Below are 16,156 nucleotides of genomic sequence, written 5' to 3'. Positions count from 1 at the left end.
CCTGTTATGAAAAGATTAAAATATCTGTCAACGCTGCTGGTCGCGGCCGTCGCCCTGATTGCCGCATGGTTGTTATGGAATTTCTACACTCAGTCACCCTGGACCCGCGACGGCAAAGTGCGCGCCGAGCAGGTTGGGATCACCCCTCAGGTCTCCGGCAGTATTCTGCAGTTGAACGTAACCGATAACCAACGGGTCAAAGCCGGGGAAGTATTGTTTACCATCGACGACACCCCCTATCGCATCGCGGTGCTGAACGCCCGGGCGCAGCTGGCGAAAGCCCAGGCGGAGGTGGCGAAAGCGCAGGCGGAGCAAAGCAAGGCCGCCAGCGAGGCTCGCCGTCGCCGAAGCCTGTCGCAAAATGCCATCTCGGCTGAAGACCTTGAGAATGTCAATACCGCCCTGAATACCGCCACCACCACCCTGGCTGCCGCCAGAGCGGGGGTCGGCGTAACCGAAGCGGCGCTGAAACATGCGCAGTGGCAGCTCAGCCAGACGGTTGTCAAAGCGCCGGTGGATGGCTGGGTGACCAACCTTTCCACCCGCGTCGGTGATTACGCTACCACCGGCCATCCGGTCTTTGCCCTGGTGGACAGCCATTCGTTTTACGTGCTGGGCTACTTCGAAGAGACCAAACTGCGCCACATTCGCATCGGCGATCCGGCACAAATTATTCTCTATAGCAATCAGCAGACGCTAAAGGGCCATGTCGCCAGCATCGGCCGCGCGATTGTCGACCAGAGCGTGGAACAGGGAACCGGGCTGGTGGCCAACATCAAACCAAATATCCCCTGGGTTCGTCTCGCCCAACGCGTTCCGGTGCGAATTGCCTTTGATACGCTGCCGGCCGATGTCACCCTGGTCTCCGGCACCACCTGCACTGTCTCAATTGGCGGGCAGTAATGAACCTGCAGACCCTGTCGTGGCGCGCACTCCCCTGGGTTAAAGCCACCCGGCCGCAGTGGCGGTACGCATTGCGCAACGGCATCGCGATGTGTCTTGCGCTGAGTATCGCCTATGCGCTGGATCTTGATGAGCCCTACTGGGCGATGACGTCCGCGGCGGTGGTCAGCTTTCCCACCGTCGGCGGCGTGATCAGTAAAAGTTTTGGCCGCATCGCAGGCAGCCTGCTCGGCGCCTGCGCCGCCCTGCTGCTTGCCGGTCATACACTCAACGATCCCTGGCTGTTTCTGTTCAGTATCTCCGGCTGGCTGGCGCTCTGCACCTGGGCCTGCGCCCTGTTCACCAATAACGTCGCCTACGCCTTTCAGCTGGCGGGCTATACCTGCGCCATCATCGCCTTTCCGGTGATTAACATCAGCGACAGCTACGAGCTGTGGGTCATCGCCCAGTCGCGCGTCTGCGAAGTTATCGTCGGGATCCTCTGCGGCGGGCTAATGATGATGATCCTGCCAAGCACCTCCGACGGCAGCAACCTGCTGACGGCCCTGAAAACCATGCACGCCCGGCTGCTGGAGCACGCCAGCCTGCTGTGGGTGCCGGAGACGACGGATGCCATTCGCACCGCCCATGAGAGCGTGATTGGCCAGATCCTGACCATGAACCTGCTGCGTATCCAGGCCTTCTGGAGCCACTACCGTTTCCGTCGGCAGAATCCTCTGCTGAACTACCTCCTGCATCAGCAGCTCAGAATGACCAGCGTCATCTCCAGTCTGCGACGGATGCTGCTGAACTGGCCTGACGCGCCGGCGAACACTCGCCAGGTACTTGAGTCGCTGCTCGCCGAGCTCGCCACCCCTCATGCCGACAGCTATCACGTTGCGCGGATCCTGGCGCCGCTGGCGCCGCGGCAGGATGCCGATTACCGGCACATCGCTTTCTGGGCGCGATTGCGCTATTTCTGTCGCATTTACCTGGAGAGCAGCCGCTGGATCCGCCGCGTTGAAAATGCCTCGGCGATCGCCGAGTTCAATGTGCCCGCCGCCCCGCCGTTAGCCCGCCATACAGATCAGGCGGAGGCGTTGCTCAACGGTGTCCGTACCTTTTGCGCGCTGGTGGCGATTGGCGCATGGGGGATCAGTACCCAGTGGACCAGCTGCGCGGCGGCCCTGACCCTGGCCTCCATCTGCTGCGTGCTCTACTCCGTATCCGCCTCGCCGTTTCGCTCGCTGACATTGCTGATGCAGACTCTGGTCCTGCTGTCGCTATTCAGTTTCGTGGTGAAGTTCGGCCTGATGGTGCAGGTAACCGACCTGTGGCAGTTTCTGCTGTTCCTGTTCCCGCTCCTGACCACCATGCAGTTACTCAAACTGCAGTGGCCCAAATACGCCGGCCTGTGGGGACAGCTTATCGTCTTTATGGGCTCGTTTATCGCCGTCACCAACCCGCCGGTGTACGATTATGCGGCCTTTTTCAATGATAATTTGAGCAAGATTGTCGGGGTAGGCTTTGCCTGGCTGGCCTTTGCGGTACTGAGTCCGGGCTCAGACGCCCGCAAAGGGCGACGCCATATCAGAGCGTTACGGCGTCACTTTGTCGATCAGCTCAGCCGTCATCCTCAGCACAGTGAGCATGAATTTGAATCGCTGGTCTATCACCACGTCAGTCAGCTCAGCCAGAGTAAGGATGCCCTGGCGCGCCGCTGGCTGTTGCGTTGGGGCGTCGTGCTGCTCAATTGCTCGCACGTCGTCTGGCAGCTTCGCGAATGGGAAACCCGCTCCGATCCTCTCGCCCAGGTGCGCGACCTGTGCATCAACCTGTTACGCGATGTGATGAGCGAGCGCGGCGTGCAGCAGCGCCCGCTGGCCTCCACCCTGCAGGAGCTGCAGCGGATCTGCGACGCCCTGAACCACCATCATCAGCCGGCGGCGCGGGAACTGGCCGCCGCGATTTGGCGACTGTACTGCGCCCTGTCGCAGCTGGAACAGGCCCCGGTGGCCGGCACAATTGGCGAAGGAACTACTTAATCACCCCGCAGGCAAACCGTTCGCCGCCGCCGCCCAGCGGCTGCGGACTGTCGGCCATGTTATCCCCGCCTACGTGGACCATCAGCGCTTTCCCTTTCACCTCCGCCAGCGTTTTCAGGCGCGGAGCAATAATCGGCTGGTCGGCTACGCCCGCATCGTTGACCACCAGCAGGGGCAGGTCGCCAAGATGCCCGGCCCCCAACGGCCCTTCGTGTTTGCCGGTATGCTGCGGATCGTAATGTCCGCCCGCCGCCCCGGCGGCCACGGCTTTACCTTCTTTCATCGCCGGCTGGCAGCTACCTTCGGCATGAATATGAAACCCGTGCTTGCCCGGCGGTAGCGCCCGCAGAGTGGGGGCGAACTCGAGTCCGCGGTCGGTTTCGGTGATTTTGACGCTGCCGATGGTCTGACCGACGCCCTGGGTGGTCACGAGATTAAGTTGCACATCTTCACTAACGGCCTGTGCGCCAGCGCAAAATGCGAGGGATAAGATCGCGAGAATACATCGTTGCATAACACCTCCGGATGGCTGTCTCCCTGTTAAGTGTAAACCAGGAACGCCTTTCCGGAGGGGAAATGCCCGTTACGGTACGTCGTACCCGAGCGCGGCTTTACGGATGCGGAACCACTGCTGACGGGTCATGCTGAGTTTTTCAGCCACAATCGCCGAGCGCACGCGCTCGATTTTGCCCGAGCCAATAATCGGCAGAGGCTGCGACGGCAGACGCAGCACCCAGGCATAAACTACCTGTTCGATGCTGTCGGCGTTAAGCTCGTGCGCCACCTGCGCCAGCTCATCGCGCAGCGCCTGGAAGCACTCTTCGTTAAACAGGCGACCACCGCCAAGACAAGACCACGCCATCGGACGAATACGCAGTTGCTGCAGCTGATCGAGAGTACCGTCGAGCAGCAGCGGCTGATGCACCGGTGAAATTTCGACCTGGTTGGTGGCGAGGGTAAACGGCAGACGTGACTGCAGCAAGGTGAACTGGGCGGGAGTATAGTTCGAGACGCCAAAATGGCGCACTTTACCGCTATGATGCAGCGCGAGAAAAGCTTCGGCTACCTCGTCGGCGTCCATCAGTGGGTCCGGCCGGTGGATCAGCAGCAAGTCGAGATGGTCCGTCGCCAGATTACGCAGCGATTGCTCGGCGCTGAGCACGATGTGATCGCGGTCGGTAATGTAGTGGCCAATGGTGTTCTCAGCGCGCGCCCGGGTGGCGATACCGCATTTGCTGACGATTTCCATCCGGCTACGCAGATGCGGCGCTCGCTTCAGCGCTTCGCCAAAGGCAGCCTCACACTGATAATCGCCATAGATATCGGCGTGATCGACGGTGGTTACGCCTAAATCGAGATGCTGCTCAATAAAGCTGACCAGCTCGCCAGGCGACATTTTCCAGTCCATCAGACGCCAGTAGCCCATCACAAAACGTGAAAATTCCGGCCCCTGGGGAGCCATAGCAATACGCTGAACCATAACCGCTTCCTCAATAAAAAAGTGCTCTGAGTATACGTAATTTTTGGCTTAAAACAGTGAGGGTTGCTGCGGTTCTTCCGCCGGCTCCGGCCTGTTCGCGCGTATTTTGCGCAGCAGCCGTTGGCGGCAAAGACGCAAAACCTCCTGTTTCTGCGCATCGCTCATCGTTTGCCAGTTAAAACGTTCCTCACGGCTGCGGAAACAGCCGCGACAGTAGCCGCGCTCATCGGTCTGACATATTCCCCGGCACGGGCTCTGCACCGGGAAAAATTCTAACTGCTCTGCCACCACACGCCTCCTGTCCCCTCGTCTCCTTTCATTGAAGACGTTTCCCCGCGCCGACGCAAATTTTGTTCACTACGTGCTGCGCCAGCTAACATTTTTCCGCCGACGCTTGCATTAGACCAATCGGTCTACTACAGTGTGCAGCATGAACAGACACAGCGATTGCGATACCCGAGAACATATCCTGGCCACCGGCGAGCAGCTTTGCATGCATCGCGGTTTTACCGGAATGGGCTTGAGCGAACTTCTGAAGACGGCGGAGGTGCCCAAGGGCTCCTTCTACCACTACTTTCGCTCTAAGGAAGCCTTCGGCGTCGCGCTGCTTGAACATCACTACACCGGATATCTGCAGCGCCTGGTCGACCACTTCGATCATGGCGACGGTAACTATCGCGATCGCCTGCTGGCCTACTATCAGCACACGCTGAATCAGTTCTGCCAGCAGGGGATTATTAGCGGGTGTCTTACTGTCAAGCTATCCGCGGAGGTTTGCGATCTGTCGGAAGATATGCGCGCCGCCATGGATCGCGGAGCCAGCCAGATTATCGCCCTGCTGGGCGACGCGCTGGAGAAAGGACGTCAGGAAGGCAGTCTCGCATTTGACGGCGAGGCCATGACCCTGTCGCAGGTGCTGTATTCCCTGTGGCTCGGGGCCAACCTGCAGGCCAAAATTACGCGTAGCGCAACGCCGCTGGAAAGCGCCCTTGCCCACGCCAAACAGATTATTGCGGCGCCTGCGGTATAACAGGCGTTTTTATTTCATCAGTTACTAGACGACCGGTCTACTCAGGAGTCACTATGTCGGAAGCAAAATTATTCAGCCCACTGAAAGTCGGTGCGGTCACCGTCCCTAATCGCGTATTTATGGCGCCGTTGACGCGTCTGCGCAGCATTGAGCCGGGCGATATCCCTACTCCGCTGATGGGCGAATACTACCGCCAGCGCGCCAGTTCCGGGCTGATCATCACCGAAGCGACGCAGATCTCCGCGCAGGCCAAAGGCTACGCCGGCGCGCCTGGGCTGCACAGCCCGGAGCAGATTGCCGCCTGGCAGAAAATCACCGCCGGCGTTCATGCCGAAAATGGTCATATCGCCGTCCAGCTGTGGCACACAGGCCGAATTTCCCATAGCAGCCTGCAGCCTGGCGGCGCCGCCCCGGTAGCGCCTTCCGCGCTGAGCGCGGGCACCCGTACCTCACTGCGTGACGAAAACGGCCACGCCATTCGCGTCGACACCTCAATGCCCCGCGCCCTGGAAACCGCAGAGATCCCAGGGATCGTCAACGATTTCCGTCAGGCGGTCGGCAATGCCCGTGACGCCGGCTTCGATCTGGTTGAGCTGCACTCAGCCCACGGCTATCTGCTGCACCAGTTCCTCTCGCCATCGGCGAACCAGCGTACCGATCAGTACGGCGGCAGCGTGGAGAACCGTGCCCGTCTGGTGCTGGAAGTGGTTGACGCCGTGAGTCAAGAGTGGAGCGCCGAGCGCATTGGCATCCGCGTGTCGCCGATTGGCAGCTTCCAGAATGTGGATAATGGCCCGAACGAAGAAGAAGACGCGCTGTATCTGATTAGCGAGCTGGCGAAACGCGGTATCGCCTATCTGCACATGTCCGAGCCGGACTGGGCGGGCGGCAAACCTTACAGTGAAGCTTTCCGTCAGAAAGTCCGCGACCGCTTCCCGGGGGTGATCATTGGCGCTGGCGCTTACACAGTAGAAAAAGCCAACGATCTTATCAATAAAGGGCTGATTGATGCCGTGGCCTTTGGCCGCGATTACATCGCCAACCCGGATCTGGTGGCTCGCCTGCAGAAAAAAGCGCCGCTTAACCCGCAACGCCCGGAATCCTTCTACGGCGGCGGCGCGGAAGGCTACACCGATTACCCGACTCTGTAATCCCTCCATTGATAGCGGCGACGTATCGCCGCTATACTCAACGTTCTGATCTATCAAATAAACTGCATAGGGGACATTATGCGCTTACTCCACACCATGCTGCGCGTTGGCGACCTGCAACGTTCTATCGACTTCTATACCAACGTGTTGGGCATGAAGCTGCTGCGCACCAGCGAAAACCCGGAGTACAAGTACTCCCTCGCCTTTGTCGGCTACGGCGAAGAGAGCGAAACCGCGGTAATCGAACTGACCTACAACTGGGGCGTGGACAGCTATGAGCTGGGCACCGCCTACGGCCATATCGCGCTGAGCGTCGATAACGCCGCCGAAGCCTGCGAACGGATCCGTCAGAACGGGGGCAACGTCACCCGTGAAGCCGGGCCGGTAAAAGGCGGCACCACCGTCATCGCCTTCGTGGAAGATCCGGACGGTTACAAAATCGAGCTCATTGAAGAGAAAGATGCCGGCAAAGGTCTGGGCAACTAACGCTTCCCCACGCTGGCATATTTAATGCCATGGCTCGCCCGGGCGCTACGGCGCCCGTTGTTTTCACCCCTGCCTGCTGCAAGCCGCGGCAAAATTTGCCATAATGCGCGCTACTTTTTTCCAGCTAAGAGAATCTGATGTCCGAGAACGCTCAACTGAATGGTCTGTGCGACCGTTTCCGCGGTTTTTATCCGGTGGTGATCGATGTTGAAACCGCAGGATTTAACGCCAAAACCGACGCCCTGCTGGAGATCGCCGCCATTACGTTGAAGATGGATGAGCACGGCTGGCTGATGCCCGATGAAACGCTGCATTTCCATGTTGAACCTTTCGAGGGCGCCAATCTGCAGCCCGAAGCGCTGGCTTTTAACGGGATTAACCCGCATGACCCGCAGCGCGGGGCCGTCAGCGAATACGATGCCCTGCATGCCATCTTCAAAATGGTGCGCAAAGGGATGAAAGAGAGCGACTGCAGCCGGGCAATCATGGTGGCGCACAATGCCACCTTTGACCACAGCTTCACCATGACCGCCGCCGAACGCGCGGGACTTAAACGCAACCCTTTCCATCCGTTTGTTACCTTCGACACCGCCGCGCTAAGCGGGCTGGCGCTGGGCCAGACGGTGCTGTCGAAAGCCTGTATTGCCGCGGGTATGCCGTTCGACGGCGCGCAGGCTCACTCCGCCCTGTATGATACCGAGCAGACGGCGCAGCTGTTTTGCGAGATCGTGAACCGCTGGAAGCGTCTGGGCGGCTGGCCGCTGCCCGTAGCCACCCCGGAGTGATAAAAAAAGCGACTTCCAGGAAGTCGCTTTTTTACTGATGGCGGGAATTACTCCGCTTTTGGCTCGTCGGTATGGTACTTTGCCGCCGTCTCTTTGATCAGCTGCTGCAGTTCACCGCGCTGGTACATTTCGATGACGATATCGCAGCCGCCCACCAGTTCACCGTCTACCCACAGCTGCGGGAAAGTCGGCCAGTTGGCGTATTTAGGCAGCTCGGCGCGGATATCCGGGTTCTGCAGGATATCAACGTAAGCAAAACGTTCGCCACAGGCGGACAGCGCCTGAACGGCCTGGGCAGAGAAACCGCAGCTTGGCAGCTTCGGCGACCCTTTCATGTACAACAGGATCGGGTTTTCAGCGATTTGGCGTTGGATCTTTTCTAAAGTCGAGCTCATTGTCGTGCTTCCTTAAACTTCTTTCTACGGCAGTAACTTGTCATTGTAGCGTCCTGTAGGCAGGACGGATAATAACATTTTTTTCACTATTCATATTTTATCTTCTGTTGCGCGAAGTTGCCTTAAAAATATCATTTTGCGGTCACAGGCGGGCGCTCATTGCGCATTTTCTGTGCGAGGCGGTCAATGTCTGACGCGTTTTCTTGCAATCGTTAACCAATCGACATTTTTGATACAAAAGAATATTAACTTTCCGGCTTTTTATGCTTTAGAATCATTCCGGTTTGTCATTCATCGTCAGGCATTTGTACATGTCTGTAATTAATCAGGGGATTGCTCAGTGGCGCGGCTAAACAAAATCGCGATATCGCTCTGTGCATTACTGTTCACGTCTATCTCATTCACGCCACTGGCTCAGGCATCAGGGCATACGCACGCCTCCGCTTCGCCAAAAGCGTTGCCCGCGAAAAGTGGCTCAGAGCGCAAGAAAAAAGCAACCAGTCAAAAAACTAAAACCACCGCTAAAACCACCAGTAAAAAGTCCTCGCGCACCCGGCTCCCTACCCGCACTACCGCAGCAAGCCAAACCGCACTTCATCGTCAGGCCGCCGGCGCGACGAAAAAATGCGTGCTGCGTAAAGGTTATAAAAAGCAGTGCGCGAAAACGGTCGCCGCCAGCGCCGAGCCGACCCTGGCGCTAAACAGCGTCAAAAGCAAATGCGTGGTGCGCAAGGGCTATAAAAAACGCTGTAAGCCCGAGGCCAGCGAAGCGAATTTAACGATCGCCGACGCCCACAAGGTCCGGGTGCAAAAAGCGCAAAGTACCGCGATGAACAAACTGATGGGCCAGTTGGGTAAACCCTATCGCTGGGGCGGCACCTCGCCGCGCACCGGGTTTGACTGCAGCGGGCTGGTCTATTACGCCTATAAGGACCTGGTAAAGATCCACATCCCGCGTACGGCCAACGAAATGTACCACCTGCGCGATGCGCGTCCGGTGGATCGTGATGAACTGCAGAGCGGCGATTTAGTCTTCTTCCGCACCCGCGGACGGGGCGCTGCCGACCATGTCGGCGTCTACGTCGGCAACGGAAAATTCATTCAGTCGCCGCGCACAGGTCGTGATATTCAAATCACCTCCCTGAGCGAGGATTACTGGGTTCGCCATTATGTCGGCGCTCGTCGCGTCATGACGCCGAAAACCATTCGCTGATCCCGGTCTGCCGCTGCGGCGGCAGACCGCCTCTCCTGCTCCATCTCCATCCCCACCCGCAAGGGATATTGCAGATTGCTCTCTTTGCCCGGCGTATCACGACGATAGCGGGTCGGCGACATGCCAAAGTGACGGTGAAAGGTCCGGCAGAAAGCGGCTTGTCCCTCGTATCCCAGGCACTGAGAAATACTCTGTATCGACGCCTGCGTCTGCGTTAAATAGATTGTCGCAATCGTCATCTTTCGTCGGCTGACGTAGCTCGCCAGCGTGCAGCCCGTTACCATGGCGAATTGTCGCTGGAAGTACCAGTGTGAGTAGCCGGACTTTTTCGCAATCGCGCTCACCGACAGGGTGTCGAAAATATGTGCTTCGATCCAGTCAACAATCCCCTGCACCACCGGGATCATTTTCGCGCTCACCACCTCATCTGTTTTTGCCATCGTCGTCATCCTGGGGAAATTACTGCTGGCGGCTATATTTGTCATACAAATTAAAAAATAGACAATGAATTATTGGCATAGCGACGATTGCCTGAGCGCATATTTTTATTAATCGTTTGATATTAAAGTTTTATTTTTTGTTCAGCGCATTGCGTGACAGCGGCGAAGCAGAGTAGTTAATTGCCATGCGAGTTCGCAAATCCGCAGAGGGCATCTCCTTATACATGGTTGCAACAATTTTGGCGGCTTATTGCCCACTCCTGCAGAAAACGGTTAAGCCTTCACCACATGCACCGGTGATAATAGCCTTTATCGTTGTAAGGCTTTTCACTGCTTGCGGCAAATGTTAACATTCTCAATACAATAACACGCCCGGGACGCGACAGCGTCGGGCGGTCAGAACACGATTCAGGTGAAAACCTCATCCTGTCAATGTGAGATAAAACAAAAAGTTATAAGGAGAGTAGCAATGTCGTTTGAATTACCTGCATTACCATATGCAAAAGACGCCCTGGCGCCGCACATTTCCGCAGAAACCCTGGAATATCACTACGGTAAACACCACCAGGCGTATGTCACTAACCTCAACAACCTGATCAAAGGCACTGCGTTCGAAGGCAAATCCCTCGAAGAGATCGTCCGCACTTCTGAAGGCGGCGTATTCAACAACGCAGCGCAGGTCTGGAACCACACCTTCTACTGGAACTGCCTGGCGCCTAACGCCGGCGGCGAACCGGAAGGCGAACTGGCGGCCGCAATCGCCAAATCTTTCGGCAGCTTCGCGGATTTTAAAGCCAAATTTACCGATGCCGCGGCGAAAAACTTCGGCGCTGGCTGGACCTGGCTGGTCAAAAATGCCGACGGCAGCCTGGCGATCGTCTCCACCAGCAACGCCGGCACCCCGCTGACCACCGACGCGAAGCCGCTGCTGACCGTTGACGTTTGGGAACACGCCTACTACATCGACTATCGCAATGCCCGTCCAAGCTACCTGGACCACTTCTGGGCGCTGGTTAACTGGAAGTTTGTTGCGGCTAACCTCGCGGCATAAACGACAAACCGCAGCGGGGTCTCCCCGGCTGCGGTTTTTTTTTGCCCTTACCCAGCCGATGATTACTGGCTGGCGAAAGCCTCTTCCGGCTGCGCTCGCCCGCTAAACCAGACCAGCAGCAGCGCCAGACCAGCGATAATCGCGCCCATCACCGGCACAAACGCATATCCCAGTCCGCCAGAGATCACCGCCCCACCGGCGGCGGCGCCCAGCGCGTTGCCGAGGTTGAACGCGCCGATATTCACCGAAGAAGAGAGCCCCGGCGCCTCATGCGCTACGCGCATAACCCGCATCTGCAGCGGCGGAACCACCGCAAAGGTTGCTGCGCCCCAGACAATCATGCTGATGGCCGCCCCGGTCTGGGATTGCGCCAGCAGCGGGATCGCCAGCATGATCGCCATCAGCAGCAGCAGAAAGCCCTTCAGCGTGCCGGAGACCGACCGGTCAGCAAATTTGCCGCCCAGATAGTTGCCTAGCGAAAAACCGACGCCAATCAGCACCAGCATCGCGGTTATAAACAGCGATGAAGCGTGGGTCAGCGTATTGAGCACTGGCGAAATGTAGGTATACAGCGTAAACATCGCCCCGGCGCCCAGCACGGTGGTCAGCAACGCGGAGAGCACCTGCGGGCGCAGCAGGACAGAAAGCTCTTTTTTGACATCAGGACGTTCCCCCGCGCTGCCCTTCGGCAGGGAGAACCACAGGCTAACCATCGCCAGCAGGCCTAATCCCGCAGTAGCAAGGAAGGACATCCGCCAACCGATGGTTTCGCCAAGCCAGGTGGCCGCCGGCACGCCGCCAATGTTGGCGATGGTCAGGCCCATAAACATAGTGGCTACCGCGCTGGCCTGCTTATGCTTTGGCACGACGCTGGCCGCCACCACCGATCCCAGGCCGAAAAAAGCGCCGTGGTTGAGGCTGGTAATAATCCGCGACAGCAGCAGCGTGGTGTAATCCGGCGCGATGGATGACAACAGGTTGCCGACGGTGAAGATCCCCATCAGAAAAATCAGCGCATTACGCCGTGCGCGATGCGACAACAGCAGCGTCATCAGCGGTGCGCCGACCATGACGCCGATGGCATACGCACTGATCAGCATTCCCGCTACCGGTATCGAGACGTCCACACCTTTCGCAATCACCGGCAGCAATCCCATCGGGGAGAACTCGGTGGTACCGATGCCAAAGGCGCCGATCGCCAGCGCAAGTAAAGGAAAGTTGATTTTCATTCAATGACTCCATCAGACCGTCAGAGAGGACGGCGTAACATCAGAAGTCAAAAGCATGACATCAATCACAAAAAAACAAAAGTGAACGAAATGACAAAAGATTTTTGCAGAATTGATAATAATAGCGGGATATGGGGAGGAAGCGGCGCTCCTCCCTCAGCGAAACATTAGTGCAGTATGGCGGTCAGGCTGAAAGCGACAATCACGCCGAGAGCAATAATCGTGGTGATCAGCGAAAACTTTAAATTGGTATCCATCATTTTTCCCTCTTGTTATCCCCACACCAAAAGTGAGCTTGCTCATTTTTGCACAAAAAATCGCAAAAATCTTCCGGGATTTAGGGCGATGCACATTTTTGCTCTTCCACTTTGCCCCAAGATCGGACAAAATCCCACGCTAATTTAAAAGCGTATCGGCCATTGACCCCTTCCTGTCGTTCTGTGTCGTTTTCCCGACGTGATGCAATGTTGAAAATTGTATTCAGGGTGTGTGTAGGCAAACGTTTACGTATCGATGATCAGGCGATCAGGTCAAGGCATGGAGTGAGATGTAATGGCAACTATTAAAGATGTAGCGAAACGCGCAAACGTTTCCACTACAACTGTGTCACATGTAATTAACAAAACCCGTTTCGTTGCCGAAGAGACGCGTAATGCGGTATGGGCGGCGATCAAAGAGCTGCACTACTCGCCGAGCGCCGTGGCGCGCAGCCTGAAAGTCAATCACACCAAATCGATTGGCCTGCTGGCGACCAGTAGCGAAGCCGCCTATTTCGCTGAAATTATTGAGTCCGTTGAAAAGAGCTGCTTCCAGAAGGGCTATACTCTGATCCTCGGTAACGCGTGGAACGATCTGGAAAAACAGCGCGCCTATCTGTCGATGATGGCGCAAAAGCGCGTAGACGGTCTGCTGGTGATGTGTTCCGAGTATCCGGATTCGGTATTGAGCATGCTGGAAGAGTACCGCCATATCCCGATGGTGGTGATGGACTGGGGCGAGGCGAAAGCCGACTTCACCGATGCGGTGATCGATAACGCCTTCCAGGGCGGCTATATCGCCGGACGCTACCTGATTGAACGCGGCCATCGCGAAATCGGCGTGATCCCGGGCCCGCTGGAGCGCAACACCGGCGCGGGGCGACTGGCCGGCTTCATGCAGGCGATGAAAGAGGCGCATATCAGCGTGCCGGAAAACTGGATTGTGCAGGGCGACTTCGAGCCGGAGTCCGGCTACCGCGCAATGCAGCAGATCCTAAACCAGCAGCACCGCCCGACGGCGGTCTTCTGCGGCGGCGATATCATGGCGATGGGCGCTATCTGCGCGGCGGATGAAATGGGACTGCGGGTGCCGCAGGACATTTCGCTGATCGGTTATGATAATGTGCGCAACGCCCGCTATTTCAGCCCGGCGTTAACCACCATTCATCAGCCGAAAGATTCCCTGGGCGAGGCCGCATTTAACATGCTGTTGGATCGTATCGTCAACAAGCGTGAAGAGTCGCAGTCTATCGAAGTGCACCCTCGTCTGGTTGAGCGCCGCTCGGTAGCGGATGGCCCGTTTGTCGATTATCGTCGTTAAGGCATCTGGCGGGCGCGGATCTCTCCGGCGCCCGCAGCCACTCCCGATTCAGCGTGTCGCTGTCCCCCAGATAGTCAAGCATCCAGTTCAGCGCCGGTGAGGCATCGTTCTGCTGCCACGTCAGGCAGCAGGCGGCATCCGGGAACGGATTTTCCAGCGCCAGCGCAGTCCACTCGCCGCGATCTATCCATGGACGGGCGAAATGGCTCGGCACCATGCCGACGCAGAGTCCTGCCGACAAACAGGTTGCTGATGATTCCCAGTCAGGGACGACTACCCTCTTCTGGTTATCCAGCAACCATGTTGTCCGTTTAGGCAACGAGCGCGAGGTATCCTCCCGCACCAGCGACGGCCAGTTACGCAGGACGTCGTCGCTCAGGGGTCCCTCCATCTTTGCCAGCGGATGATCGCTCGCCACCACGCAGTCCCAGCTCAGCATCCCCATATCGCGGAACGCATAGCGACCGCCGACCGGAATAGATCGCGTTGCGCCAATCGCCAGCTCAACGCGGCCGTCGGCCAGCGCATCCCATACACCATTGAATACTTCCTGAAAGACGATCAGTTCGACGTCGGGAAAATGGCGATAGAAGTCGACGATCATCTGACGCATCCGCGCCGGTTTCACAATATCATCCACTGCGATCGACAACTGTCCGCGCCAGCCGTTCGCAATTTGCTGACACTGCTGGCGGGTGATCTGCATTTTTTTGATAACAGAGCGCCCTTCCTGTAAAAACCAGACCCCGGCGGGGGTCAACTCCACATCACGATGGCGACGCTCAAATAAGGGAACGGCGAGCCACTCTTCGAGCTGACGCACGGTATAGCTGACCGCGGAAGGCACCCGGTGAAGCTCCTGCGCGGCCGCGCTGAAGCTGCCGTTACGGGCGACGGCATCAACCACTTCCAGAGAGTATTCAGACCACATTTTCTGCCTGCAAAATTTTTGAATGCATGTGACAAATATTAGCGTTTCACAAGCCACAATGCACTCCCTACACTCTGCGGCATCGTACCTGTACACCAACTATGAGAACGTTATGTCACAACCCGGGAAAGGATTTTTAGTCTGGCTGGCCGGCCTGAGCGTGCTGGGCTTTCTGGCCACCGATATGTACCTGCCGGCGTTTGCCGCCATGCAGCAGGATCTCAACACCTCCGCCGCCTCCATTAGCGCCAGCCTGAGCCTGTTCCTCGCCGGCTTCGCGCTGGGCCAGCTGTTCTGGGGACCGCTGTCGGACCGCTATGGACGTAAACCGGTGCTGCTGAGCGGCCTGGCGATTTTCGCGGCCGGCTGTCTGGGGATGCTGTGGGTGCACAACGCCACCCTGATGCTGGCGCTGCGCTTTCTGCAGGCGATTGGCGTCTGTGCCGCGGCCGTTACCTGGCAGGCGATGGTCGCCGATTACTATCCTGCCCAGCGCACGAACCGCATCTTCGCCACCATTATGCCGCTGGTAGGACTGTCGCCGGCGCTGGCCCCGCTGCTGGGCAGCTGGCTGCTGGTGCACTTCGAGTGGCAAGCCATCTTCGCCACCCTGTTCGCCATCACTCTGCTGCTGATGCTGCCTGCCCTGCGCCTGAAGGCAGCCGCGAAGTCAGTAGTAGTGACGCAGCAAAAGATCACCTTTCTCGCGCTGCTGCGCTCCCGGGAATACAGCGGCAACGTCCTGATCTACGCCGCCTGTTCCGCCAGCTTCTTCGCCTGGCTTACCGGTTCACCTTTTATCCTGCATGAAATGGGCTATGGCCCAACCGCTATCGGCCTGAGCTATATTCCGCAGACCATGGCCTTTCTGGTGGGAGGCTATGGCTGTCGCGCGCTGCTGCAGAAATGGTCCGGTCAACAGATGCTGCCGTGGCTGCTGGTGATTTTTGCCGTCAGCGTAGCCGCCACCTGGCTGGTGGGCCTGCAAACCCATGCCTCGCTGGTGGCGTTAATGATCCCGTTCTGCATGATGGCGGTGGTCAACGGCGGGATCTACCCCATCGTGGTTGCTCAGGCGCTGAAGCCTTTTCCGCAGGCGACCGGCCGCGCGGCGGCGCTGCAAAATACCCTGCAGCTTGGCCTGTGCTTCCTGACCAGTCTGCTGGTATCCGCGCTGATCGCCACGCCGCTGCTGACCACCACCAGCGTAATGCTGGTTTCGATTGGCTTAGCCGGAATAGGCTATCGCCTGCAGCAGACGCCGGAGCTGACACCCCACTCTTCCCACGCGTAATGCCCGTCGCCAGGGCCCGGACCAGTCGTTAGCATGCTAAGAAATTTTTATTGAAAGCCAGTACTTAGCGTCCTATACTGGATCCGGGTTCACATAAATAGAAAATAGTTACAGATTAACGGATGCAGGATGCCTCCGTTTCACCATGGAAGGCCTTTCGGCAAGG

At 57.8% G+C, this 16,156-nt stretch carries 18 protein-coding genes; 10 read left to right on the top strand and 8 right to left on the bottom strand.

What is annotated here, in order from left to right; translation table 11 throughout:
• Window positions 1-6 precede the first annotated feature (6 nt).
• Complete coding sequence (locus ACR809_RS11405; protein WP_064839080.1) at window positions 7-903, top strand: efflux RND transporter periplasmic adaptor subunit; 897 nt, start codon at window positions 7-9, stop codon at window positions 901-903.
• Window positions 903-2,927, top strand: coding sequence for an FUSC family protein (locus ACR809_RS11400; protein WP_002907754.1), 2,025 nt, complete (start codon window positions 903-905; stop codon window positions 2,925-2,927). Before ACR809_RS11405 ends, ACR809_RS11400 begins: the two co-directional genes overlap by 1 nt.
• Here ACR809_RS11400 and sodC read toward each other — a convergent pair.
• The 3 genes from sodC to ACR809_RS11385 form a co-directional block, all read right to left on the bottom strand.
• Entirely contained in the window at window positions 2,920-3,441 is a 522-nt protein-coding gene (sodC, locus tag ACR809_RS11395; RefSeq protein ID WP_004184268.1) for a superoxide dismutase [Cu-Zn] SodC, read from the bottom strand. The two genes, ACR809_RS11400 and sodC, sit on opposite strands and share 8 nt — an antisense overlap.
• A 69-nt stretch (window positions 3,442-3,510) precedes the next feature.
• Window positions 3,511-4,407 (bottom strand): aldo/keto reductase, encoded by an 897-nt coding sequence (locus ACR809_RS11390; RefSeq protein ID WP_117080352.1) that lies wholly within the window; start codon window positions 4,405-4,407, stop codon window positions 3,511-3,513.
• Window positions 4,408-4,455: 48 nt separating this feature from the next.
• On the bottom strand, window positions 4,456-4,698 hold the full coding sequence (locus tag ACR809_RS11385; RefSeq protein WP_004189722.1) for a DUF1289 domain-containing protein: 243 nt from the start codon (window positions 4,696-4,698) through the stop codon (window positions 4,456-4,458).
• A 139-nt stretch (window positions 4,699-4,837) separates the two neighbouring features.
• On the opposite strand from ACR809_RS11385, the gene ACR809_RS11380 reads away from it, so the two are divergent.
• The 4 genes from ACR809_RS11380 (at window position 4,838) to rnt (ending at window position 7,859) form a co-directional block, all read left to right on the top strand.
• The gene (locus tag ACR809_RS11380; RefSeq protein WP_004175857.1) at window positions 4,838-5,437 is read left to right on the top strand and encodes a TetR/AcrR family transcriptional regulator; all 600 of its coding nucleotides are present in this window, start codon (window positions 4,838-4,840) and stop codon (window positions 5,435-5,437) included.
• 53 nt (window positions 5,438-5,490) lie between these two features.
• Entirely contained in the window at window positions 5,491-6,588 is a 1,098-nt protein-coding gene (locus ACR809_RS11375) for an alkene reductase (protein WP_002907763.1), read from the top strand.
• 78 nt (window positions 6,589-6,666) lie between these two features.
• Entirely contained in the window at window positions 6,667-7,074 is a 408-nt protein-coding gene (gloA, locus tag ACR809_RS11370) for a lactoylglutathione lyase (RefSeq protein ID WP_002907764.1), read from the top strand.
• A 137-nt stretch (window positions 7,075-7,211) separates the two neighbouring features.
• A complete protein-coding gene (gene rnt / locus ACR809_RS11365; protein ID WP_002907766.1) occupies window positions 7,212-7,859 on the top strand; it encodes a ribonuclease T in 648 nt (215 codons plus the stop codon).
• Between the two features lie 47 nt (window positions 7,860-7,906).
• Here the strand turns inward: rnt and ACR809_RS11360 are convergent, their stop codons facing one another.
• Window positions 7,907-8,254 carry a Grx4 family monothiol glutaredoxin gene (locus ACR809_RS11360; RefSeq protein WP_002907768.1) on the bottom strand — a complete coding sequence of 116 codons (348 nt, stop codon included), beginning with the start codon at window positions 8,252-8,254 and terminating at the stop codon, window positions 7,907-7,909.
• A gap of 340 nt (window positions 8,255-8,594) precedes the next feature.
• On the opposite strand from ACR809_RS11360, the gene ACR809_RS11355 reads away from it, so the two are divergent.
• The gene (locus tag ACR809_RS11355; protein WP_004151204.1) at window positions 8,595-9,467 is read left to right on the top strand and encodes a C40 family peptidase; all 873 of its coding nucleotides are present in this window, start codon (window positions 8,595-8,597) and stop codon (window positions 9,465-9,467) included.
• On the opposite strand, the gene ACR809_RS11350 is transcribed toward ACR809_RS11355, so the two are convergent.
• Window positions 9,422-9,907, bottom strand: coding sequence for a helix-turn-helix domain-containing protein (locus ACR809_RS11350; protein ID WP_004200127.1), 486 nt, complete (start codon window positions 9,905-9,907; stop codon window positions 9,422-9,424). The two genes, ACR809_RS11355 and ACR809_RS11350, sit on opposite strands and share 46 nt — an antisense overlap.
• A gap of 469 nt (window positions 9,908-10,376) precedes the next feature.
• Here ACR809_RS11350 and sodB point away from each other — a divergent pair, with 469 nt between their 5' ends.
• Window positions 10,377-10,958: a superoxide dismutase [Fe] gene (gene sodB, locus ACR809_RS11345; RefSeq protein ID WP_002907771.1), complete on the top strand. Its 582-nt coding sequence runs from the start codon at window positions 10,377-10,379 to the stop codon at window positions 10,956-10,958.
• Between the two features lie 62 nt (window positions 10,959-11,020).
• Here the strand turns inward: sodB and ACR809_RS11340 are convergent, their stop codons facing one another.
• Together ACR809_RS11340 and cydH are read right to left on the bottom strand one after the other, a co-directional pair.
• The gene (locus ACR809_RS11340; protein ID WP_004143846.1) at window positions 11,021-12,187 is read right to left on the bottom strand and encodes an MFS transporter; all 1,167 of its coding nucleotides are present in this window, start codon (window positions 12,185-12,187) and stop codon (window positions 11,021-11,023) included.
• 167 nt (window positions 12,188-12,354) lie between these two features.
• Window positions 12,355-12,447 carry a cytochrome bd-I oxidase subunit CydH gene (gene cydH / locus ACR809_RS11335; RefSeq protein ID WP_002907776.1) on the bottom strand — a complete coding sequence of 31 codons (93 nt, stop codon included), beginning with the start codon at window positions 12,445-12,447 and terminating at the stop codon, window positions 12,355-12,357.
• 292 nt (window positions 12,448-12,739) lie between these two features.
• On the opposite strand from cydH, the gene purR reads away from it, so the two are divergent.
• Window positions 12,740-13,765, top strand: coding sequence for an HTH-type transcriptional repressor PurR (gene purR, locus ACR809_RS11330; protein WP_002907778.1), 1,026 nt, complete (start codon window positions 12,740-12,742; stop codon window positions 13,763-13,765).
• Here the strand turns inward: purR and punR are convergent.
• A complete protein-coding gene (gene punR, locus ACR809_RS11325) occupies window positions 13,692-14,696 on the bottom strand; it encodes a DNA-binding transcriptional activator PunR (protein WP_002907780.1) in 1,005 nt (334 codons plus the stop codon). The genes purR and punR overlap by 74 nt on opposite strands.
• 112 nt (window positions 14,697-14,808) lie before the next feature.
• Between punR and punC the strand changes: the two genes are divergently transcribed.
• On the top strand, window positions 14,809-15,990 hold the full coding sequence (gene punC / locus ACR809_RS11320; RefSeq protein ID WP_122051261.1) for a purine nucleoside transporter PunC: 1,182 nt from the start codon (window positions 14,809-14,811) through the stop codon (window positions 15,988-15,990).
• Window positions 15,991-16,156: the final 166 nt, after the last annotated feature.

This window comes from Klebsiella sp. CD33 (genome assembly GCF_051992865.1).
GTDB classification, from domain to species: Bacteria; Pseudomonadota; Gammaproteobacteria; order Enterobacterales; family Enterobacteriaceae; genus Klebsiella; species Klebsiella pneumoniae.
The sequence above is the reverse complement of the archived record's forward strand: the minus strand, read 5'-3'. Positions and strand labels throughout refer to the sequence as shown.